This is a genomic window from Embleya sp. NBC_00888, from assembly GCF_045207655.1.
In the GTDB taxonomy this organism is placed as follows: Bacteria; Actinomycetota; Actinomycetes; order Streptomycetales; family Streptomycetaceae; genus Embleya.
This window is the reverse complement of sequence record NZ_CP108784.1, coordinates 3,420,759-3,443,568: the sequence shown is the minus strand read 5'-3', so window position 1 is coordinate 3,443,568 and position 22,810 is coordinate 3,420,759. Positions and strand designations below refer to the sequence as shown.

General features: G+C 71.2%; 13 protein-coding genes and 1 riboswitch. Of the genes, 6 read left to right on the top strand and 7 right to left on the bottom strand.

The window, feature by feature from the left end; translation table 11 throughout:
• The first annotated feature begins 38 nt into the window (after positions 1-38).
• Positions 39-1,667, top strand: coding sequence for an L-glutamate gamma-semialdehyde dehydrogenase (pruA, locus tag OG948_RS14095; protein WP_406296691.1), 1,629 nt, complete (start codon positions 39-41; stop codon positions 1,665-1,667).
• A gap of 78 nt (positions 1,668-1,745) precedes the next feature.
• Here the strand turns inward: pruA and OG948_RS14090 are convergent, their stop codons facing one another.
• Positions 1,746-2,309 (bottom strand): DJ-1/PfpI family protein, encoded by a 564-nt coding sequence (locus OG948_RS14090; protein WP_406296689.1) that lies wholly within the window; start codon positions 2,307-2,309, stop codon positions 1,746-1,748.
• A gap of 360 nt (positions 2,310-2,669) precedes the next feature.
• On the opposite strand from OG948_RS14090, the gene OG948_RS14085 reads away from it, so the two are divergent.
• The gene (locus tag OG948_RS14085; protein ID WP_406296688.1) at positions 2,670-7,553 is read left to right on the top strand and encodes an NAD-glutamate dehydrogenase; all 4,884 of its coding nucleotides are present in this window, start codon (positions 2,670-2,672) and stop codon (positions 7,551-7,553) included.
• A gap of 80 nt (positions 7,554-7,633) precedes the next feature.
• Here the strand turns inward: OG948_RS14085 and OG948_RS14080 are convergent, their stop codons facing one another.
• The 5 genes from OG948_RS14080 to OG948_RS14060 form a co-directional block, all read right to left on the bottom strand.
• The gene (locus tag OG948_RS14080) at positions 7,634-8,059 is read right to left on the bottom strand and encodes a hypothetical protein (protein ID WP_406296687.1); all 426 of its coding nucleotides are present in this window, start codon (positions 8,057-8,059) and stop codon (positions 7,634-7,636) included.
• 241 nt (positions 8,060-8,300) lie between these two features.
• Positions 8,301-9,221 (bottom strand): carbohydrate ABC transporter permease, encoded by a 921-nt coding sequence (locus OG948_RS14075; RefSeq protein ID WP_406296685.1) that lies wholly within the window; start codon positions 9,219-9,221, stop codon positions 8,301-8,303.
• On the bottom strand, positions 9,218-10,579 hold the full coding sequence (locus OG948_RS14070; RefSeq protein WP_406296683.1) for an ABC transporter permease subunit: 1,362 nt from the start codon (positions 10,577-10,579) through the stop codon (positions 9,218-9,220). Before OG948_RS14070 ends, OG948_RS14075 begins: the two co-directional genes overlap by 4 nt.
• A gap of 9 nt (positions 10,580-10,588) precedes the next feature.
• Positions 10,589-11,935 (bottom strand): ABC transporter substrate-binding protein, encoded by a 1,347-nt coding sequence (locus OG948_RS14065; RefSeq protein ID WP_406296681.1) that lies wholly within the window; start codon positions 11,933-11,935, stop codon positions 10,589-10,591.
• Positions 11,932-13,143: an ABC transporter ATP-binding protein gene (locus tag OG948_RS14060; protein ID WP_406296679.1), complete on the bottom strand. Its 1,212-nt coding sequence runs from the start codon at positions 13,141-13,143 to the stop codon at positions 11,932-11,934. The genes OG948_RS14065 and OG948_RS14060 overlap by 4 nt, the downstream gene beginning before the upstream one ends.
• A gap of 158 nt (positions 13,144-13,301) precedes the next feature.
• Positions 13,302-13,390: riboswitch (ZMP/ZTP riboswitch) on the top strand.
• 32 nt (positions 13,391-13,422) lie between these two features.
• On the opposite strand from OG948_RS14060, the gene glyA reads away from it, so the two are divergent.
• The gene (glyA, locus tag OG948_RS14055; RefSeq protein WP_406296677.1) at positions 13,423-14,703 is read left to right on the top strand and encodes a serine hydroxymethyltransferase; all 1,281 of its coding nucleotides are present in this window, start codon (positions 13,423-13,425) and stop codon (positions 14,701-14,703) included.
• Positions 14,704-14,813: 110 nt separating this feature from the next.
• Here the strand turns inward: glyA and OG948_RS14050 are convergent, their stop codons facing one another.
• Positions 14,814-17,444 (bottom strand): FHA domain-containing protein, encoded by a 2,631-nt coding sequence (locus OG948_RS14050; protein ID WP_406296675.1) that lies wholly within the window; start codon positions 17,442-17,444, stop codon positions 14,814-14,816.
• Positions 17,445-17,801: 357 nt separating this feature from the next.
• Here OG948_RS14050 and OG948_RS14045 point away from each other — a divergent pair, with 357 nt between their 5' ends.
• From OG948_RS14045 to prfB, 3 genes are all read left to right on the top strand, one after another.
• Positions 17,802-19,295 (top strand): serine/threonine-protein kinase, encoded by a 1,494-nt coding sequence (locus OG948_RS14045; protein WP_406296674.1) that lies wholly within the window; start codon positions 17,802-17,804, stop codon positions 19,293-19,295.
• A gap of 149 nt (positions 19,296-19,444) precedes the next feature.
• Entirely contained in the window at positions 19,445-21,511 is a 2,067-nt protein-coding gene (locus tag OG948_RS14040) for a protein kinase domain-containing protein (RefSeq protein WP_406296672.1), read from the top strand.
• 37 nt (positions 21,512-21,548) lie between these two features.
• The gene (gene prfB / locus OG948_RS14035; protein ID WP_395863397.1) at positions 21,549-22,661 is read left to right on the top strand and encodes a peptide chain release factor 2; all 1,113 of its coding nucleotides are present in this window, start codon (positions 21,549-21,551) and stop codon (positions 22,659-22,661) included.
• The last annotated feature ends 149 nt before the right edge of the window (positions 22,662-22,810 follow it).

Genomic DNA, 22,810 nt, shown 5'->3' with positions numbered 1-22,810 from the left:
GGCGCATCGATTGTCGAATTCGCGGGCACTGCGCATCCATGGATGCTGTCACCCGGGTGCCCCGGCCGAGCAATGAACCCGTCCACGGCTACGCGCCGGGCTCTCCCGAGCGGGAGCGCCTGGCGGCGCGGCTCGCCGAGTTGTCCGACGCGCCGGTGGACTTGCCGCACGCGATCGGCGGCGAGCACCGGATGGGCGCGGGCAAGCGTGTGCAGATCGTGCAGCCGCACCGGCGGGCGGGCGAGTTGGGCACGTTGGCCAACGCGACGCACGAGGACGCGCGGGCCGCGCTGATCGCCGCGAAGGAGGCCGCGCCCGACTGGCGCGCGATGGACTTCGACGACCGCGCGGCGATCCTGCTCAAGGCGGCCGACCTGCTGGCCGGGCCGTGGCGCGAGACGATCGCCGCCGCGACCATGCTCGGTCAGGGCAAGACGGTGCAGCAGGCGGAGATCGACGCGCCGTGCGAACTGGTCGACTTCTGGCGGTTCAACGTGCACTTCGCCCGGCGGATCATGGCCGAGCAGCCGATCGATTCGCCGGGGGTGTGGAACCGGCTGGACCACCGGCCGCTGGAAGGCTTCGTGTACGCGGTCACGCCGTTCAACTTCACCGCGATCGCGGGCAACCTGCCCACCGCGCCGGCGCTGATGGGAAATGTGGTGGTGTGGAAGCCCGCGCCCACCCAGGCACTGGCCGCGCACCACCTGATCCGGCTCCTGGAGGCGGCGGGGCTGCCGCCGGGGGTGATCAACCTGCTGCACGGCGACGGCGTCGCGGTCTCCGACATCGCGCTGGCCGACCCGGACTTCGCGGGGCTGCACTTCACCGGGTCGAGCGCGACGTTCAAGCACCTGTGGCGCACCATCGGCGCGAACATCGACACCTACCGCGGCTATCCGCGGATCGTCGGCGAGACCGGCGGCAAGAACTTCGTGGTCGCGCATCCCAGCGCCGACCACGACGTGCTGCGCACGGCGCTGGTGCGCGGCGCGTTCGAGTACCAGGGGCAGAAGTGTTCGGCCGCCTCGCGCGCCTACCTCCCGCGCTCGATCTGGGAGAGCGAGTTCCGGGACGCGTTCCTGGCCGAGGTGGACGGCCTGTCCATGGGCGACGTGACGGACCTGCGGCACTTCATGGGCGCGGTGATCGACGAGCGCGCGTTCGCCAAGCTCAAGGCGGCGATCGATCGCGCGCACGCCGGCGACGGGCTGCGGGTGCTGGCGGGCGGCACCTACGACGACTCGGTCGGCTGGTTCGTCCGGCCCACCGTGGTCCTGGCCGAGGACCCGTGGGACGAGGTGTTCACCACCGAGTACTTCGGGCCGCTGCTGGGCGTGCACGTGTACGAGGACGGCGACTGGGACGCGATGTTGCGGCAGATGGAGTCGGCCGCGCCGTACGCGCTCACCGGTTCGGTGATCGCGCGCGATCGGCGGGCGCTGGCGCAGACCGCGGGCTTCCTGCGCTTCGCGGCGGGCAACTTCTACCTCAACGACAAGCCCACCGGCGCGGTGGTGGGCCAACAGCCGTTCGGCGGCGCGCGGGCGTCGGGGACCAACGACAAGGCGGGCGCGATGCAGAACCTGATGCGCTGGACCAGCACCCGCACGATCAAGGAGACGTTCGACCCGCCGACCGAGTACCGCTATCCGCACATGGGCTGAGGCCGCGGAGCCGACAGTCGCGGAGCCGACCGCCGCGGGGCCGACCACCGAGGGCCGGCCGCCGCGGATGCCGACCGCTCAGGCCGGCGCCTTGGCCCGCAGCACCTGGACGAACTCGCGCATCCAGGCCGGGTGGTCGACCCAGGTGCGGGCGGAGACCAGGGTGCCGTCGACGACCGCCTCGCCGTCCACCCACGTGCCGCCGGCGGCCCTGATGTCCGGCGCGATCGCCGGGTAGGCGGCGGTGCGTCGCCCGGCCAACATCCCCGTGGCGGCCGCGATCAGCGGGCCGTGACAGATCTGCGCGATCGGCTTGTCCGCCTCGAAGAAGTGCCGCACCAGGCGCAGGACGACCGGGTTGTTGCGCAGGTATTCCGGAGCCCGCCCGCCCGGCAGCACCAGGGCCACGTAGTTCTCCGGCCGCACCTCCACGAACGCGAAGTCGGCCGGCCACGTGTAGCCGGGCTGCTCGGTGAAGGTGTCGAAGCCTTCGACGAAGTCGTGCACGACGAAGGCGAGCTTCTTGCGCGAGGGGCCCGCGACGTGCACGTCGTAGCCCTCCTCGCGCAGGCGCTGGTACGGATACAGGACCTCCAGCGACTCCGCCGCGTCGCCGGCGATCAACAGCACCTTCTTGGCCATGACGATCGTCTCCCCACCGAGTCCGTCCCGCCCGTGCGTTGCGTCGTTCGTCCCGCGTCCACGGTGCCCCGAGCGCCGCCTTCGAGGCAATGGGTACGAGGTGTCCGGACCGACCCGGAAATTACTTACAGGGTGATCCGAGATCCCCTCTCGGCGGCCGGGAGGCACGCGAGTAGCCTGACGATGCGGCGACGCCGCGTGGGCCGCGAGCCGGGACGACGGAGTCCCGGAACCACCGTGGGCCCGCGCACGTCGCCTGAAACAGGTACTCGCGACAAAGCGGGTACCGGCAGTACACAGCCGGGCACGCCCGGGGACGGCAATGGTCACGCAACGGCGCGCGACAGGAGCGGCAGCATCATGCAGAGCAAGCTGGACGAGGCGAAGGCGGAGCTTCTCGCCCGAGCGGCGGAAGCGGCACGAGCGGCATCGTCACAGCACGGAGGCGGCGGGCCCGAGGGCCCGAACCGGGTGGACCTCGATGTCCTCCTGTCCCGCTATTACCGGCACACCGCACCCGACGACCTGATCGATCGCGATCCGGTGGACGTGTACGGTGCGGCGATCTCGCACTGTCGACTCGCGGCGGAGCGCCCTCAGGGCACCGCGCGGGTCCGGGCGTACACGCCCACGGTGGAGGAGAACGGTTGGGCCTCCGGGCACACCGTGGTCGAGATCGTCACCGACGACATGCCCTTCCTGGTGGACTCGGTCACCAACGAGCTCTCCCGCCAGGAACGCAGCATTCACGTGGTGATCCACCCCCAGCTCATCGTCCGGCGCACGATCGCCGGCGAGCTGCTGGAGATCGTGGACACCACCGACGCACACGGGGTGCCCGAGGACGCGATCGTCGAGTCCTGGATGCACATCGAGATCGACCGGGAGAGCGACCGCGAGGACCTGCGCTCGGTCGAGACCGGGTTGCAGCGGATCATCAGCGACGTGCGCGAGGTGGTCGAGGACTGGACCAAGATGCGCGACACATCGCTGCGGCTGGCCGACGAACTCGCCAACGACCCGCCGGCCTCGCTGCCGGAGGAGGAGATCGGCGAGGCGTGGGAGCTGCTGCGCTGGCTCTCCGAGGACCACTTCACCTTCCTCGGCTACCGCGAGTACGACCTGGTGTGCGAGAACGACGAGGACGTGCTGCGCGCGGTGCCCGGCACCGGCCTGGGCATCCTGCGCGCCGACCAGGACCTGTCCGCGTCCTTCAGCCGGCTCTCCACCCGGGCTCGCGCGAAGGCCCGGGAGAAACAGCTGCTGATCCTGACCAAGGCCAACTCGCGGGCGACCGTGCACCGTTCGGCCTACCTCGACTACATCGGTGTGAAGAAGTTCGACGCGGCCGGCAACGTGGTCGGCGAGCGTCGTTTCCTGGGACTGTTCAGCTCGGCCGCGTACACCGACAGCGTCCAGCGCATCCCGGTGGTGCGCCGCAAGGTGCACGCGGTGCTGGAGAAGGCCGGCTTCCCGCCGGTCAGTCACGACGGCCGGGACCTGTTGCAGATCCTGGAAACCTACCCGCGCGACGACCTGTTCCAGATCGCCGTGGACGAGCTGCACGACATCGTGATCAACGTGCTCTACCTCCAGGAGCGCCGCCGGCTGCGGCTGTTCCTGCGCAAGGACGAGTACGGCCGGTTCTACTCGGCCCTGGTCTACCTGCCGCGCGACCGGTACACCACCGAGGTCCGGCTCAAGATGCAGGACATCCTGCTCGCCGAGCTGGCCGGTTCGGTGGTCGACTACACCGCGCGCAACACCGAATCCGTGCTCGCGCGCCTGCACTTCACCGTGCGCGTGCCCACCGGCGCCGAACTCGGCGACCCGGACGTGGACTACATCGAACGACTGCTGTCCGAGGCCACCCGCTCGTGGATCGACGACTTCGGCGAGGCCCTCGTCGCCGAATGCGGCGAGGAGAGCGCGGCCGAACTGTCCCGCCGCTACGCACACGCGTTCGGCGAGGGCTACAAGTCCGACTTCCCGCCCCGGACCGCGGTCGCCGACCTCAAGCGGGTCGAGGAATTGACCCCCGAGGCGGACTTCAAGCTGCACCTGTACGAGCCGATAGGAGCACTGCCCGGCGAGCGGCGCTTCAAGATCTACCGCACCGGTCGGCACGTGTCACTGTCCGAGGTGTTGCCGATCCTGCAGCGGATGGGCCTGGAGGTCGTCGACGAGCGGCCCTACGAGCTGCGCCGCGCCGACGGGACCGTGGCGTGGGTGTACGACTTCGGTCTGCGCTACGACGCCTCGGCGATGTACGGGCAGCCCGAGGACGTCAAGGAGCTGTTCCAGGACGCGTTCTCGGCGACCTGGACCGCGCGTGCGGAGAACGACGGGTTCAACGCGCTGGTCTTCCGGGCCGGGCTCACCTGGCGCCAGGCGATGGTGCTGCGCGCCTACGCCAAGTACCAGCGGCAGGCCGGGACCACGTTCGGGCAGGAGTACATCGAGGACGTCCTCGTCTCCAACCCGCACACCACGCGGCTGCTGGTGAACCTGTTCGAGGCCCGCTTCTCGCCGGGCCACCAGCAGGCCGGCACCGAGCTGGTGGACGGCATCGTCGAGGCCATCGAGGGTGCCCTGGACCAGGTGGCCAGCCTGGACGAGGACCGCATCCTGCGCTCGTTCCTGGCGATGATCAAGGCGACCCTGCGGACCAACTTCTTCCAGCACCGCGAGGACGGCGAGGCGCACGACTACCTCTCGCTCAAGTTCGACCCGCAGGAGATCCCCGACCTGCCCGCGCCGCGGCCCAGGTTCGAGATCTTCGTCTACTCGCCCCGGGTCGAGGGCGTGCACCTGCGCTTCGGCGCGGTCGCGCGCGGCGGGCTGCGCTGGTCGGACCGGCGCGAGGACTTCCGCACCGAGATCCTGGGCCTGGTCAAGGCGCAGATGGTCAAGAACACCGTGATCGTGCCGGTCGGCGCGAAGGGCGGGTTCTTCTGCAAGCAACTGCCGGACCCCGCGGACCGCGAGGCCTGGCTGGCCGAGGGCATCGCCTGCTACCGCACCTTCATCGGCGCGCTGCTGGACATCACCGACAACCTCGTCGACGGCGAGGTCGTGCCGCCGGCGGACGTGGTGCGGCACGACGCGGACGACACCTACCTGGTGGTGGCCGCGGACAAGGGCACCGCGACGTTCTCCGACATCGCCAACGAGGTCGCGCAGGCGTACGGCTTCTGGCTGGGCGACGCGTTCGCCTCCGGCGGCTCGGCGGGCTACGACCACAAGGGCATGGGCATCACCGCGCGCGGCGCGTGGGAGTCGGTCAAGCGGCACTTCCGCGAACTGGGTCACGACACCCAGACCGAGGACTTCACCGTGGTCGGCATCGGCGACATGTCCGGTGACGTGTTCGGCAACGGCATGCTGCTGTCCGAGCACATCCGGCTGCTGGCCGCCTTCGACCACCGGCACATCTTCCTGGACCCGAACCCGGACGCGGCGGTCTCCTTCGCCGAGCGGCGCCGGTTGTTCGACCTGCCGCGCAGCTCGTGGGCGGACTACGACAAGGAGCTGATCTCGGCCGGCGGCGGGGTGTACCCGCGCACCGCCAAGTCGGTGCCGATCAACGCGCAGGTGCGGCAGGCGCTGGGGCTGCCGGACGCGGTGATCCGACTCACTCCGGCCGATTTGATGAAGGCGATCCTGCAGGCTCCCGCGGACCTGTTCTGGAACGGCGGGATCGGTACCTACATCAAGTCGAGCGGCGAGTCGCACGCCGACGTCGGCGACAAGGCCAACGACGCGATCCGGGTCAACGGCGCCGACCTGCGGGTCAAGGTCGTCGGCGAGGGCGGCAACCTGGGTTGCACGCAGCTCGGTCGGGTCGAGTTCGCGCTCGCGGGCGGCCGGATCAACACCGACGCGATCGACAACTCGGCGGGCGTGGACACCTCGGACCACGAGGTGAACATCAAGATCCTGCTCAACCAGGTCACCGCCGCCGGCGACATGACCCTCAAGCAGCGCAACGAGCTGCTCGCGGCCATGACGGACGAGGTCGGGCACCTGGTGCTGGCCGCCAACTACGGCCAGAACTGCGCGCTGGAGAACGCGGTCGCCCAGGCCACCAGCCTGCTGCACGTGCACATGCGGTACATGCGCCGGCTGGTGCGCGACGGGCACCTCAACCGGGAGATCGAGTTCCTGCCGACCGACCGGCAGTTGCGCGAGCGGCAGCAGAACGGGCTGGCGATGACCCAGCCCGAGCTTGCCGTGCTGCTCGCGTACACCAAGATCGTGATGGCCCAGGACCTGATCGCCTCGGACCTGCCGGACGACCCGTTCCTGGCCCGGGAGTTGTACCGCTACTTCCCGAGCGCGCTGCGGGCGCGGTTCGCCGAGCAGATGGACCGACACCCGCTGCGTCGGGACATCATCACCACGGTCGTGGTGAACGAGGTGGTCAACCTCGGCGGCCTCTCGTTCATGTTCCGCATGCGCGAGGAGACCGGCGCGTCGGCGGAGGAGGTGGCCCGGGCGCACATCACCGCGCGGGAGATCTTCGGCGCGGACCGGATCATGGGCGCGATCGCGGCGCTGGACAACAAGGTTCCGGCCGAGATGCAGACCAAGCTGCGGCTGCACAGCCGGCGGCTGATCGAGCGCGCGACCCGGTGGTTCCTGGGCAGCCGGCGCGAGATCGACATCGCCGCGCAGGTGGAGTTCTTCCGCGACGGTGTGGCCGAGGTGGTCGCACACCTGCCCAAGGTGCTGCGCGGCTCGGACCTGGCCTGGATGGACGGGCTGTACGAGGAGTTCACCGAGGCGGGCGTGCCCACCGAACTGGCCACCGCGGTGGCCGGGATGTCCTCGACGTACGCCGCCCTGGACATCGTCGAGGTGGCGCACGAGTCCGAGCGCGCGGTGCTCGACGTCGCGCAGGTGTACTTCGACATCGCCGACCGGCTGCCGATCGCGCACCTGCTCGACCGGATCATCGAACTGCCGCGCAGCGACCGGTGGAAGTCGATGGCACGGGCCTCGCTGCGCGAGGACCTGTACGCGGCGCAGGCCGGGCTCACCGCGGAGGTGCTCGTCTCCGGCGAACCGGACGCCACCCCGGAGCTGCGGTTCAAGGCGTGGGAGCACCGGAACGCGGCCGTGCTCACCCGCGCCCGGTCCACGCTGGACGAGTTGCAGGAGGCGGAGAACTACGACCTCGCGACGCTCTCGGTCGCGATGCGGACGATCCGTACGCTGCTGCGGACCGGCAGCAAGAGCTGATCGGGTGCGCGAAGGCCGCCGGCCCGGAACCCACGCGGGTTCCGGGCCGGCGGCCTGTGCGGTGCGGTCGCGCCGACTCGCTACGGTTCGAGCATCAACAGCTCGTGATGACTGCGCTCGCGCACCGCCCACCAGCACGGCAGGTAGATCATCGCGGGCAGGCCGGCCACCAGGACCGTCCATGGCGGAGTGGTCATCAGCGTGGCCACCAGCGCCACGAACACGTGGATCAGGCCCACCGCGGCCGCGCGCCCCAGCGCCCCGGTGCCGCGCCGCATCGCGTCGCGCACGCCGGCCACGCCCATGCCGCTCACCACCGCGATGCCCGCGCACAACACCGACGCGATCAGCAGCAGATCACCGAGTCCCTCCAGGCTCTTGCGGTCGTCGCGCACGGCGAACGACATGACCGCCAACGTGACGGCGGTCGCGCTCATCAGCACCGTTTCGACGACCAGCGCGATCAGCAGGGTCCGTAGAAAACCGGTTCGGCGATTTCCCCTCATTGTTCCCCCGAAATGACGTATGTCCCCCGTTTGGTACACCCCCGAGCCGGTTCCGAAGCGGCGGGGAGCACCCTACGCCTTCGGACGATGTCACACGGAATTCCGTTCCCGAAGTCGGATCCGTAACGATGGCGGCACGAAACACACGGGCCGCGGGGCCGCCCGGACTTCGCCGGACGGCCCCGCGGCCGTTGCCCAGGACGCCTGTTCGACGTCGAGGGGGTGTGCGCCTCCTCGGTGACTACTTGACGGCGCCTGCCATCACGCCCTGGACGAAGTAGCGCTGGAAGCTGAAGAAGACGACCACCGGGACGATCAGCGACAGGAACGCGCCGGGGGCCAGCACGTCGATGTTGGCGCCGAACGCCCGGGACTGGGACTGCAACGCGACGGTCAGCGGCGCCGATTCGGTGTCCGCGTAGATCAACGCGATCAGCATGTCGTTCCACACCCACAGGAACTGGAAGATGCCCAGCGACGCGATCGCGGGCAGGCCCAGCGGCAGGATGACCCGGAAGAAGATGGTCAGGTCGGTGCCGCCGTCCATCCGGGCGGCCTCCAGCAGGTCGCGGGGAATGCCCGCGAAGTAGTTGCGTAACAGGAACACCGCGAACGGCAGGCCGAACGCGACGTGGAAGAGCACCACACCCAGGATGGTGCCGAACAACCCGGTGTCGCCGTACAGCTTCGAGATCGGGATCAGCGCCACCTGAACCGGCACCACCAGCAGTCCGACCACGATCAGGAACAGCCAGTCCCGACCGGGGAATTCCAGCCAGGCGAAGGCGTAGGCCGCGAGCGAGCCGATCAGGATCACCAACAGCGTGCTGGGCACGGTGATCCAGATGGTGTTGAAGAACGCCCGGGTCATGTCCTTGTTGTCGAGCAGCTTGTCGTAGTTGGAGAAGGTCAGGTCGCTCGGCTTGCCCAGCACCTTCCACCAGCCGGATTTGCTCATCTCCTGCGGATCGCGCAGCGAGGAGACCAGCAGGCCGAACGTGGGCATCAGCCAGAACAGCGCGATCAGCACCAGCAGGATCGCCGCCAGACCGCCGCCGGTGCGGCCGACGATCCGCGAGGCGAGGCCACGCTTGATGCCCCCTTCCGGGGGCGCCGGCGCTTTCGGAGGCTTCGTCAGGTCGGGGGTCGCGGACGTGCTCACCGGTTCTCCCTTCGGAAGCGACGGATGTTGAACAACATCGCCGGCAGCACCAGCAGGAAGAGCAGGATGCCGATGGCGCTGCCCAGGCCCTGGTTGTTGCCGCCGCCGAAGGAGGCGATGTACATCTGCAGGGCCAGCACGTTGGCCTCCTTCTGGGACGAGCCCAGCGAGATGATGTACACCAGGTCGAAGATCTTCAGCACGTTGATCACCAGCGTGACCATCACCACCACCAGCACCGGGGCCAGCAGCGGGATGGTGACCCGGCGGAAGACCTGCCACTCGGTCGCGCCGTCCACGCGCGCGGCCTCCAGCGCGTCCCGCGGGATCGCGGCCAGGCCGGCCGCGATCAGCACCATCGCGAAGCCCGCCCACATCCAGATGTAGGCGCCGATGATCGCGGCGGTGACCAGGTTGGGCCCGAGCCAGTCGTAGCCGCCGAAGGACTTGGCGAAGTTGCCCCCGGTCAGCCGTAATTGCACCGGGCCGCCCTCGGCGGCGGACGCGGGCATGGTGAACGAGCCGTCCTTGCCGGTGCTCGCGCTCGCCACCGTCTTCCCGTTCCGGACCGCCTCGACCCGCACCCCGGGCAGGCCCTTCTCGCCGGGGTCGACCACTCCGGCCTTGCCCGCGTTGCCCTTGGTGAAGTCGACCCACACCACGCCGCCGAGGCCCCCGGCGGGCGGCACGCCGGGCTTGGCGTCCCGCGCGTCGGTGGGGATCTTGTCCGCGGGCAGCGCGACCAGCGGCAACAGCGCGGTGCCGCCGGGCACGGTACCGGCCTTGGTGATGAAGCCGCCGCCCTGCGGCGCGAGCACGGTGTCGTTGCGCGGTCGGGCGCCGGGATACGGCGCACCCTCGTCGAACATGTCGTGCACGCTGGTGATCACCGCGTTGGCCACGCCCTGATCGGGATCGCGGTCGTAGACGAGCCGGAAGATGATGCCCGCGGCCAGCATGGACACGGCCATCGGCATGAAGACGATCAGCTTGAACGCGGTGGCGAACCTGACCCGTTCGGTCAGCACCGCGAAGACCAGGCCCAGCGAGGTGACCACGGCGGGCACCACCAGGACCCAGATCAGGTTGTTCTTGAGCGCGGTGAAGGTGTCGTCGTCGGTGAACAGTTCCTTGTAGTTGTCGATCCCCACGAAGTCCGACCAGCCGTCCGCGCCGAACAGGCTGCGGATCAGCGACCACACGATCGGATAGGCGACCAGGACGGCGAGCATGACGATGGCCGGCAGCAGGAACAGCCAGCCCAACAGGGCGCCCGAACCGAGCCCGCGCGACTCGCGCGCGGGCGTCGGCTTCGTCTTCTCGGGCACCGCGACCTTTACGGGTGCCTTCTCACTCATCGACGTCGGTCACCCGCCCGCGTAGGCCTTGGCGGCGTCCGCTTCGAGCTTGCTCTGCGCCCCGGCCACGTCCGAGGGGTTGCGCAGGAAGTCCTGGAGATCGCGCCACTCGCCCTCGCCCTTGGTGCCACCGAACGCGGCGGGCGCCTGGTCGGAGAGGTCGAAGCGGAAGTCGTCGCCCGCGGCGATCAGGTTCTTGGCGATCCCGCGCGTGGTGTCGTCGCGGTAGGACGCCATGTCCAGGTTCTTGTTCGGCGACAGGTAACCGCCCTGCTGCGCCCACACCTTGGCGGCGTCCGGCGAGGCCAGGTACTTCAGCAGGGCCTGGGCGCCGGGGGAGTCCTTCATCGCCACGGCCACGTCGCCGCCGGTGACCACCGGCGCCTTGCCGCTGCCGACCGCGGGGAAGCCGAAGAACTTCGCGTCGGTGCCGATCTTGGCCTTGGTGTCCTTGATGATGTTGGTGCCGATGAAGTCGCCGCCCGAGATCATCCCCGCCTTCGGCGGATCGCCGAACGCCTGCGGTACGGACGCGGGGAACTCGGTCTGGAGCACGCCGCCGCTGCCGCCGGGGAACCAGTCGTTCTTGCCGAAGACCTGGGCCAGCGTCTCCAGGGCGGTCTTGACCGAGGGGTCGGTCCACGGGATCTGATGCTTGGCCAACTGGTCGTACTTCTCCGGGCCGGCCTGGCTCAGGTAGATGTTCTCGAACCAGTCGGTGAGCACCCACCCGTCCGCGCCGCCGATGGCGAACGGCGGGGTGCCCGAGTCGGAGATCAGGCCCGCGTTCTTGAGCAGGTCGTCCCAGGTCTTGGACTCGGTGGCGCCCGCGTTCTCGTAGACCTTCGCGTTGTACCAGATCAGCGACTTGTTGGCGCCCTTGTAGTAGACGCCGTAGAGCTTGTCCTGGTACGAGCCCAGCTTTTGCCACTGGGTCGCGAAGTTCGCCTGCACGGCCTGCTGCACGTCGGCCGCGAGTGGCTTGATCCAGCCCTTCTGCGCGAACTGCTGGAGTACGCCCGGCTGGGCCAGGAACGCCACGTCCGGCGGCGCGTTGCCCTCGACCCGCTGGCCCAGGAAGGTGGAGGCGCTGTCACCGGTGGGGATGAACTCGGTCTTGGCCCCGGTGCGCTTCTCGAAGTCGGCGAGCACCTTCTTGAAGGCGGCCTGCTCGTCACCGGTCCACACCGCCGCGACGCTCACCGTGGTGCCGTCGAGGCGGGGTACGGCCGGCGCGCCGCTCCCGCCGGGCGTCGCGTCGCTCTTCTTGCCCTTGTCGTCGCCGTCGTCGCTACAGGCCGCGAGACCCATGGCGAGCATCGAGGCGACCGCCAAGGCGCCCACGAACCGCTTCACGCGTCCTCCGTAATGGACAGACCCGTCTCCGGGTCGAAGAAGTGCAGCCGGTCGGTTGCCACCCGCATCACCACATCGGCGCCCTCGCGGGCCCGGGTACGCGGCCCGAAGCGGGCCACCAACTCGGTATGGGCCGCGCCCGGGTCCGGCACCGTGTCCTCCGCGCCCACATCGCGCGCGAGTTCCTGGATGTCCTCGGTGACCGCGGGCGGCGCGTCCACGCGCACGTGGACGAGCACCTCCGAACCCATCGCCTCGACCAGGTCGGCCTCGGCCCGCAACACCGCGCCCTCGGCGGGCTCGGCGCCCTCCAGGGCCGTGTCGTACAGGTCCTCGGGGCGGATGCCGACGATCAGCGGGCGACCGTGGTAGCCGGCCAGTGCCGGACGCGCGGCGAGCACGTCGGGGTGCACGGTCAACCGCCGGCTGCCGATGGCCACCGTGGTGCCGTCCGCGTCGTCGCGGTTCAGCGTGCCGGTCATCAGGTTCATCGCGGGCGAGCCGATGAAGCCGGCCACGAACAGGTTGACCGGGTGGTCGTACAGCTCCTGCGGCGGGGCGACCTGCTGGAGGACGCCCTTCTTCATCACCGCGACCCGATCGCCGAGGGTCATCGCCTCGGTCTGATCGTGCGTCACATACAGCGTGGTGACCCCGAGTTCGCGGGTCAGTCGGGCGATCTGGGCGCGCATCTGCACGCGTAGCTTCGCGTCGAGATTGGACAGTGGCTCGTCCATCAGGAACGCCTGCGGCTCTCGGACGATCGCCCGGCCCATCGCGACCCGTTGCCGCTGACCGCCGGAGAGTTGCCGCGGCTTGCGGCCGAGGTGCTCCTCCAGGCCCAGGGTCCGGGCCGCTTTGGTGACCCGTTCGCGAATCTCGTCCTTGGGCAACTTCCGCAATCGGAGCCCGAACCCGATGTTGTCCCGCACATTCAGATGCGGATACAGGGCGTAGCTCTGGAACACCATCGCCACGTCCCGGTCGCGCGAGGGCACCCGATTGACCACTCGGTCGCCGATGCTGATCGTGCCCTCGCTGATCTCCTCCAGGCCGGCGACCATCCGTAACGCGGTCGTCTTCCCGCATCCGGACGGGCCGACCAGAACCAGGAACTCCCCGTCCGCGACGGTCAGATCGAGCGAGGTGACCGCTCGAGTGCCGTCCGTATACAACTTTCCAACCGCATCCAGTACCACTTCCGCCACGAATTCCCCCGATGGTGGACAGATCCCGCCTGCTGATGTCCTGTGGTACGCCTGGTGTGGCGTTGGCCACAACCCCTGCCCCGTGCAACGAGCCTTATTCGTGACTTTCGATCATCGCTGCGTAATGAGGCGGCGGGTGCCCGTCGCGCTCCGTATGCTGAACGGGCCGCGACTGGCGTACGCGTGGGATCGACCACGAGGAAGCGGCGGTTCCACCGACGAGGTGTCGTCCGCCTGGGCACCCGGATCACATTCGCTGTGAACCGAGCCGGAGAACACATGGACATCCACGGGCACGTGACCGATCGCCACCCGGAACTGCGCCGCACCGACCCGGAGATCGCCTCGCTGGTGCGCGCCGAGGAACTGTTGCAGCAGGACACGCTGCGGCTGATCCCGAGCGAGAACTACGTCTCGGCCGCCGTGTTGGAGGCGACCGGGACGGTACTGACCAACAAGTACTCGGAGGGCTATCCGGGCCGTCGGTACTACGAGGGTCAGCAGAACATCGACCCGATCGAGATCATCGCCCGCGAGCGGGCCAAGTCCCTGTTCGGCGTCGAGCACGCCAACGTGCAGCCGTACTCGGGCTCACCGGCCAATCTCGCGGTCTACCTCGCCTTCGCCCGGCCCGGCGACACCGTGCTGGGCATGGCGCTGCCGATGGGCGGGCACCTCACCCACGGGTGGGGCGTGTCCGCGACCGGGACCTGGTTCCGCGGCGTGCGCTACGGCGTGCGCGCCGACACCGGGCGCACCGACCTGGACGAGGTGCGCGACCTCGCGCTGCGCGAGCGGCCGCGGATCATCTTCTGCGGCGGTACGGCGGTGCCGCGCACGGTGGACTTCGCCGGATTCGCGGAGATCGCCCGTGAGGTGGACGCGATCCTGGTCGCGGACGTGTCCCACATCGCCGGGCTGATCGCGGGCGGGGCGCATCCGTCGCCCGTCGGGCACGTGGACGTGGTGTCCACGACCACGCACAAGACGCTGCGCGGGCCGCGCGGGGCGATGCTGATGTGCCGCGCCGAACATGCCAAGGCGATCGACAAGGCGGTCTTCCCGGGCCTTCAGGGAGGGCCGCACAACAACACCACGGCGGCCATCGCGGTCGCGCTGCGCGAGGCGGCGACCGACGAGTTTCGGACATACGCGCACGCGGTGGTGGCGAACGCGAAACGGCTCGGTGAGGAACTCGCGCGGCGGGACTTCGAGTTGGTGTCGGGCGGGACGGACAACCATCTGCTGCTGGTGGACCTGACCCGGCGCGGGGTGCCCGGGAAGGTCGCGGCGAAGGCGCTGGATCGGGCCGGCATCGTGGTGAACCACAACACCGTGCCGTTCGACACCCGGTCGCCGTTCGACCCCTCCGGGATTCGGATCGGGACGCCGGCGCTCACGTCGCGTGGGCTCGCCGAGGAGCACATGGCCGCAGTCGCGCGGTGGATCGATCGGGTGGTGACGGCGGCCGGGGTCGGAGCCGAGGACGTGATCGAGCGCGTGCGGGGTGAGGTGCGGGAGCTTTTGGGCGGGTTTCCGGCGCGGGGGTTGCCTGTGTAGGCGCGGGATTGTTTCGCCCACCCGCTCCAGCCGTCGCGTTGGGTGGGGAGGTTGGGGTTCTGCCGCGGCGCGGGGTGCCTGGTGGGCCCCGCGGCCTGGTCGGGTGGGCCCTAGCGGGCCTTGCGGGCCAGGTGTTCCAGGGGGGCCGGGGGCCACAGGGGGGTCTGGAGTGGGGTGCCGAGTTGTTCCGCGGCGCGGCGGACGGCGCCGGTGAGCAGGGCCAAGTCGGTGGGGCCCTTGCCGCCGCCCACGGGGGTCGGGCGGCGGGCCAGGCGGTTGCCCATCTCCTGCCACTCCTGGCGGACCACGGTGGGGCGCAGGGTGGCCGTGCGCGGCATCCGGCCGGTCACCCGGCCGGCCTGGAACGGGACGACGGCGCCGTCCCGGCCGCGCACGAAGCCGCGCCCGGGATAGTCCTCGTCCACGCCCGCCGCGTCCTCGACGTCGATCAGCACGCGCGAGGCCTGCGGATCGTCCACCCGCAGGGCGATCCGCAGTTCGGCGCCCGCCGCGGCCTCGATCTCCGGGGTCCGGGCGGGCTGACCGGTGGTCACCAGCAGGTGCACGCCGTGCGCGCCGCCGCGATGGGCCACGTCGGCGAGGCTCTTGACGAAGCCGGGGTACGCCTCGGCCAGCAGGTCTATGTCGTCCACCGCCACCACGAGCCGGGGCAGCGGCCGGTCCGAGCCGGCCCGGTACGCCTCGAACGGCGTGCCGCGCAACAGCCCCTCACGGCGATCCAGTTCGTCCCGCACGGCGGCGACCGCGTCGCCGGCGGCCGGGATCTCCGCGTCGGTGAGGTGTCCCACCACGTGCGGCAGCTCGGACAGCCCCTCCGGGCCGTGCACCAGCGCGATGGCGAGCTCGTCCGGTCGATTGGCCACCGCGAGCGAACACAGCACGGACGCGAGCAGTTCGGATCGGCCCGAGCCCGCGGCGCCGCCGATCACCACGTGCGGCCCGTCGGTGGACAGGTCCACGGTGACCGGGCCGCGCGCGTCCGAGCCGAGCACCGCGCGCGGCGAGCGGCCCGCCTCGCGCCAGCCCGCGAGCAGTTTGGCGGGGGTGAGCAGGTCCAGGTTGAGCAGGTCCAGGAGCCGGACCGACTCCGGCAACGGCGAGGTGACCCGACGGGTGGCCTCGCGCAACGGGGCCAGGGCACGGGCGAACCGGTCCGCCCACGCGGACGACACCGCGTCCGCGACCACGTCCTCGACGCGTCGGGTGCCCGGCCCGATCAGGTCGATCCGGGTGCCGACCTCGCCGGCGACGTGCGCGACCGCCGAGCACTGCGCCGGCAGTTCCTCGGCCCGCTCGTCCAGGCACAACGCGTGCACGCCGGCCGCGGGTCCCTCGACCAGGAGCCGGACGATCTCCGGGCGGGCGGCCAACCGGCCCGCGCCGTCCAGGACCACCACGGTGCGCCGGACCGGGACCCGCTCGGCGGTGTCGATCCGGTCCAGCAGTTCGCCCGCGCGGGCCCGCACCTGATCCGCTCCCAGGCCGACCAGGAGTCGGCAGTCCTGACCCTCGCCCGGTCGCAGGTGCGGCAACCAGCGGGCCCAGGACCAGTCGGCGGCGGTGCCCGGGTCGGCGCACAACACGACCAGTTCCACATCCTGCGGTCCGTGCAGTCCGGCGAGTTGGGCCACCACCGAGCGGGCCAGGCCCAGCAGTCGGGGGCGGTGTCCGGTCAGGCCGAGCACGGTGTCCCTGAGCGAGACGGTGACCGGGACCGAGAACGCGGTCAGTCGGCGCTCCTCGCCGCCCGTGCCGGCGACGGTCGAGGGTTCCACCAGGGTCACCCGCGAGGGCAGGTCGCCGACGCCCAGACGCACACCCAGCGCCTCGGGGTGGCCGGCCGCGCGCTCCCACAACCGGCCCGCCGGGCCGGGCTCGCCGGTGGCCAGCGCGTCCAGGAGCAGGGTCGCCGGATCGGGCGACTGGTCCCGTCGCCAGCGCACCTCGTCGAGCAGCGCCGAGCGGGCGGCCGCCTCGATCGTCTCCCGCTCGGTCCCGGCGGCCCGGCGGCGCAGCGCGAACGGGCGGCGCCGGCCCGCCGTCTCCTCGGGCAGTTCGAAGCGGGCGCGGGCGGGCACCGGCAGTTGTGCGCGGGCGGTGCGGCGCACCTCGATGTGTCCGGTGCCGTCGGCCCGGGCGCGGGCTCCGGAGCCGTCCTCGGGCGAGCCGTAGGGCGGAGGCAGGAAGGTCTGGAGGGTGGATTCGCCGACCCGCAGCAGCGAGCCCGGCGGCAGGTCGACCGGTTCGCGGCCGATCGGCATCCCGTCCACGGTGGTGCCGTTGGTCGAGCCGAGGTCGGCGACGCGGATCCGGCCGGGCTCTATCCACAACTCGGCGTGCAGGCGGGACAGGTCGGGGTCGCCCAGGCGCACCTCGGCCTCGGGCGCGCGGCCGATCCGTACCCCGCCCTGGTGCAGCAGGTGCACGCCGCCCGCGTCCGGCCCGCCGACCACCCGCAACTGCGGGGATCCGGCGGAAGGCGAGGGGGAGCCGAGCGCGTCGACGGTGATCAGCGCGCCGTCCACCAGCGGCGGTCGGCCCACGGGGGTGTCGTCGCGCAGCCGGATGTCGCCCACCCAGAAGCGTTGGCCCTCGGTCCCGGAGGCGGTCCGCAGCGCGCCCGCGATGCCCGCGAACGTCGTCCCGGACGGCGCGGTGACGAGCACGTCGGCGCCCGGTCCGGTCCGCTGCGGTCCGTGCACGGTGAGCCGGATCTGCATGCGCGCCTCCCTCCTCCGAGCAGAAAACAAGAGGCATCCTCGCACCCGCGACCGTCATGTCGCCTACAGCCGGACAGACGATGGATCTTGTCCGAATTTCAACCGAAAAAGACCGGGTCGCCGACGAATCGCCCGAACACGGTGCCGACGTCGAGTCGCCCTGCGTCATCGAGTATCCGCCGCGCGGGCCCGGCTCGGATCCGGCCCGGGTTCGGACCGGGTCCGGACCGGGACCGCCTCGGGTTCGGCTCGCGATCGGCGCGGGTTCGGCCGCGACGTGGCGAACCGTACCCGGGGTCGATGCGTCTGTAGCCGAGTACCACCTAGGGTGGACGGCAACCCGGCACCACCGCCCAGGTGGCGGACAGGACAGTGGGGAGCGTCGTGGACCGGCCGGTCGGCAGCAAATATCTGCTTCAGGAAACCCTGGGGCGCGGAGCCAGTGGCACCGTCTGGCGCGCGAGCGTGCGCGATTCGGGCGAGACGGTCGCGGTCAAGGTGCTGCGCGAGGAGTTGGGCACCGACCCGGACGTGGTCACCCGCTTCCTGCGCGAGCGCTCGCTGCTGCTCAATCTGCGCCACCCCAACCTCGTGCACGTACGCGACCTCGTCGTCGAGGGCGAGACGCTCGCCCTGGTGATGGACCTGATCGACGGCCCCGACCTGCGCACCTACCTGCGTGACAACGGCCCGTTGCCGCCGGCCGCCGCCGCCTTGACGATGGCTCAGATCTGCGACGCGCTGAGCGTGACGCACGCGGACGGGGTGATCCACCGGGACCTGAAACCGGCCAACATCATGCTCGCCCGCAACGGCGACTCGCTCTACCCGATGCTGACCGACTTCGGCATCGCCCGGCTCGCCGACTCGCCCGCGCTCACCCGCACCCATGAACTCGTCGGCACCCCCAGCTACGTCGCGCCCGAGACCGCCGAAGGCCGACCGCTCACCCCGGCCGTGGACGTCTACGCCGCGGGTGTCGTGCTCTACGAACTCGTGGCCGGCCACCCGCCCTTCCGGGACACCAACCCGATCGCGCTGCTGCACCACCACCTGACCGAGGCGCCGACCCGCCCGGTCGGCATGCCCGACGCGTACTGGCTGATCACCGAGCGCTGCCTGGCCAAGCAGCCCGAGATTCGGCCGGACGCGGCGGGCCTGGGCCGCGCGCTGCGACTGGCCGCCGACATCGTCGCCGGCGTCCGGCCCGACGACGGCTCGCTCGCCCAGGTGCTGGCCGCGAGCGCGTTCGGCGCCCGCCCCGGCGCCGGCGACCCCACCCGGGTCATCCCGCAGGCGCAGAGCGGCTATCCCGCGCCGCCGCCCGCGCCGCCGAGCACGCCGCCGCCGAGCCCGCCCAACGCGACCCGGGTGATGAGCACGCAGCCGCCCGGCTACCCGCAACCACCGCGGCAATACCCGCCGCAACCGGCGTACGCCGAGCCGGTGCGACAGGCCGCCGCGCCGCCCGCCCCGCCGCCCGCCGATCCCGGACCGCCACCGCCACCACCGCCGCCGCGCTACCGGCGCGAGGAGGCACCCGAACGCGAGCCGCGCCGCCGGGAACGGCCGGCGCGCGAGCCGAGGGAGCGCGAACCGGAACCGCGCGAGCGCGAGCCGCGCAGGCGACGCGGGTTTCGGCTGACCAGCATCCCGGGAGTGGGCTGCACCATCGGCTGCCTGCTCCGGCTGGTGATCATGGCCGCGATCCTGTTCGCCATCTACTGGTTCAGCCCGCTGCGCGACTGGGTGAACTCCGCTATCGACTGGTTCGATACCGTTCGAGGCTGGTACGACAGCGTCAAGGACTTCGTCTCCGGCAACGGCGGCGGCGGTGACACCGAGAACTGACGCATAGTCATCCCCCGGTCGCCCGTGTCGAGGACGACCTCGTACACGCCGTCCTGCCCGACGGTCCCCGGATCCGGGGGTCGGCCGCGTAGGGTGCGGTCGGGGAAGTCCGCTGTGAGCACCACGCTCGCTGGGTCCACGGAGCTGCTTTGGCACGCAAGATCGGTAGCCGATACGTCGCCCTGAAGGTGCTCGGGCGCGGCGCCAGCGGGACCGTCTGGCAGGGCGAGGGCCCCGAGGGACCCGTCGCGATCAAGCTGCTGCGCGAAGACCTCGCGTCCGACCAGGTGTTGGTCGCGCGCTTCGTGCAGGAGCGCACCGCGCTGACCAGCCTGGACCACCCCAACATCGTGGGCGTGCACGACCTGGTCGTGGACGGTACCGACCTCGCGCTGGTGATGGACCTGGTCATCGGTCCCGACCTGCGGGCCCGGCTGGAGCGCGAACGTGTGCTCACCCCCCGACTGGCGGCCGCGATCGTGGCCGACGTCGCGGACGGATTGTCCGCCGCGCACGCCGAGGGTGTGATCCACCGCGACGTCAAACCCGAGAACATCCTGATCGACAACGCCGCCGGGGTCTCCCGGGCCCGCCTCACCGACTTCGGCATCGCCCGCCTGGTCGACGCGCCGCGCCGCACCCGGGCCACCCGGATCATCGGCACGCCGGACTACCTGGCACCCGAGATCATCGAGGGCCTGCAACCCACCGCCGCCGTGGACGTGTACGCGCTGGCCACCGTCCTGTACGAACTGCTCACCGGGTGGACGCCGTTCGGCGGCGGACACCCCGGCGCGGTGCTGCGTCGACACGTCACCGAACCGGTGCCGGGCATCCCCGGCCTGCCGGATCCGCTGGCCGCGGTGCTGGCGTCCTGCCTGTCCAAGGCGCCCGCCGCCCGGTTGACCGCCCGCGAGTTCGGCGAACGGCTGCGCTCCGCGCTGCCGTCGCTGATCGGCCTGCCCGCGTTCGACGTGCCCGACCCCAACGGGAACGTGGGCCGCCAGGACACCCCCGTACCGCGCCCGGCGGGCGTGGTCCCGCTGGTCTCGGGCACCTCGGAGGCCGCCGACGGCAGCCGGGACACGCACACCAACCTGACCCGCCCGGTGTTCGACGACGCGGCCCCGGTGCAATCGCACCGCCGCAGCAAACCGGCCCGCCGCGCCGGCGCCGCGCGCCGCCGACTGATCCTGGTGGTCTGCGGTGTGCTCGCCATCGCGGCGGTCTGCGCGGTCGCGGTGTGGTTCACCCGGGACAAGGGCACCCCGACCCGACCTGCCGGGCAGACCTCCGGCGTCACGCAGCAGACGACCCCGGGTCCGGCGGGCGGCTCGGGTGGCCCCGCCCCGCAGCGCGCCGGCGCCGGCTACGCGTGGCCCGCGTTCGTGCCGCTGCCCGCCGCGCCCGTGCTGCTCCAGGGCGGCCCGGCGGCGGCCCGGGCGGACGCCGAACACGCCTGGGTGGTGCAGCGCGACGGCGAGGGCGGGCTCTGGTACATCGGCGGCGAAGGCCCGCGCTGGGGGGAATGGCGCCGGCTGCCCACCTTCCGCACCACCGACGATCCCGCCGCGGTCAGCGCCGCGCCCGGACGACTGGACGTGTTCGCGGTCGGCGCGACCGACAAGCTGCTCTACCGCTCGACCCTGGCCGACGGCCGGTTCGGCGAGTGGACCAGGACGGACGCCAAGACCAAACTCGGCGGCGCGCCCGCCGCGGTCGCCACCGGCGATCGCATCGACATCGTCGCGCGCACGAGCACCGACGGCCTGGCCGCCGGATCGCTCACCGGGACCTCCTGGAGCGGCTTCACCACGGTGCCCAGCGCGGGCCGGATCGAGGCCGCGCCCGCGCTCACCGCCGGCGTCCCCGGCACGCTGGCCGCGTTCGTGGTGCGCGCCGGCGACCACGCGGTGCTGCACATCCCCTTCCTCGACGGCACCTGGCGCGAGCCCGAGCGGGTCGGCCTGGCCGCGTCCGCCCGCCCGGCCGCCGCCTACACCCAGGGCCGGGGCCTGCTCGTGCTCGCCCGCGACGGCAACGGCCGACTGCTCGGCGCGGTGCCCGGCGAGGGCGGCTGGCGGCCGGTCGACCCGAACACCGCCACCGCCGACGCCCCGGCCGCGACGGCCGCCGGAACCGACCGGGTGGACGTGTACATCCGCGCCGACAACGGCCGGGTCCAGGCCGCCGGGTCGAGTCCGGACCCGGGCTGAGTCCGAGACCGGGCCGCGATCCACTTAGGATGGTGGCGTGGCTGCCGTTGATCCTTCCGAAGAGCTCAAGTCCGTCGAGTCGACCATGACGTCGATCGAGGCCGTCCTCGACCTCGACAAGATGCGGGCCGATGTGGCCGCGCTCAACGAAAAGGCGGCGGCGCCGGATCTTTGGGACGACCCCGAAGCCGCCCAGAAGGTGACCAGCCGGCTCTCCTTCCTGCAGGGCGAACTGCGCCGCGTCGAGGACCTGCGCCGGCGTCTGGACGACGTCAACGTCCTGTTCGAACTCGCCGAGGCCGAGGACGACGCGGACACCCGCACCGAGGCCGAGAACGAGCTCGCGGCGGTGCACAAGGCGGTCGGCGAACTGGAAGTGCGCACGCTGCTCTCCGGCGAGTACGACTCGCGCGAGGCGCTGGTGACCATCCGCTCCGAGGCCGGTGGCGTGGACGCCGCCGACTTCGCCGAGATGCTCCTGCGGATGTACACCCGCTGGGCCGAGCGGCACGGCTACCCGACCGAGGTCTACGACACCTCCTACGCCGAGGAGGCCGGCATCAAGTCGGCCACCTTCGCGGTCAAGGTGCCGTACGCCTACGGCACGCTGTCCGTCGAGCAGGGCACGCACCGCCTGGTGCGGATCTCGCCGTTCGACAACCAGGGCCGCCGACAGACCTCGTTCGCGGGCGTCGAGGTGCTGCCGGTCGTCGAGCAGAGCGACCGCGTCGACATCGACGAGTCCGAGCTGCGGGTGGACGTCTACCGCTCGTCCGGTCCCGGTGGCCAGGGCGTCAACACCACCGACTCGGCGGTGCGCATCACGCACATCCCGACCGGCATCGTGGTGTCCTGCCAGAACGAGCGCTCGCAGATCCAGAACCGCGCCTCCGCGATGGCGGTGCTCTCGGCCAAGCTGCTCGAGCGCCAGCGCCAGGAGGAGCAGGCCCGGATGAACGCGCTCAAGGGCGAGGGCTCGTCCTGGGGCAACCAGATGCGTTCGTACGTCCTGCACCCGTACCAGATGGTCAAGGACCTGCGCACCGAATTCGAGGTGGGCAACCCGCAGTCGGTGCTCGACGGCGAAATCGACGGCTTCATCGAGGCCGGAATCCGCTGGCGCAAGCAACAGCAGACCGCCGCCGCGTAGTCGCCGCGAACGGCGGGGCCCGCCGAGCGAAAAGCCGGTTCATACCCGATTCACGCGCACGAAGACCCCCACGTATTCGCGGGGGTCTTCGTGTTGTGACGCGTTGCGCTTTCGTGCCGATTTTCGCGGCGAATCGGAATTAACCCCGC

Bases quoted from the DNA above. Each gene is read 5' to 3' on its own strand.
- pruA (WP_406296691.1), top strand. From the start codon at position 39: ATGGATGCTGTCACCCGGGTGCCCCGGCCGAGCAATGAACCCGTCCAC.
- OG948_RS14090 (WP_406296689.1), bottom strand. From the start codon at position 2,309: ATGGCCAAGAAGGTGCTGTTGATCGCCGGCGACGCGGCGGAGTCGCTG.
- OG948_RS14085 (WP_406296688.1), top strand. From the start codon at position 2,670: ATGCAGAGCAAGCTGGACGAGGCGAAGGCGGAGCTTCTCGCCCGAGCG.
- OG948_RS14080 (WP_406296687.1), bottom strand. From the start codon at position 8,059: ATGAGGGGAAATCGCCGAACCGGTTTTCTACGGACCCTGCTGATCGCG.
- OG948_RS14070 (WP_406296683.1), bottom strand. From the start codon at position 10,579: ATGAGTGAGAAGGCACCCGTAAAGGTCGCGGTGCCCGAGAAGACGAAG.
- glyA (WP_406296677.1), top strand. From the start codon at position 13,423: ATGGACATCCACGGGCACGTGACCGATCGCCACCCGGAACTGCGCCGC.
- OG948_RS14050 (WP_406296675.1), bottom strand. From the start codon at position 17,444: ATGCAGATCCGGCTCACCGTGCACGGACCGCAGCGGACCGGACCGGGC.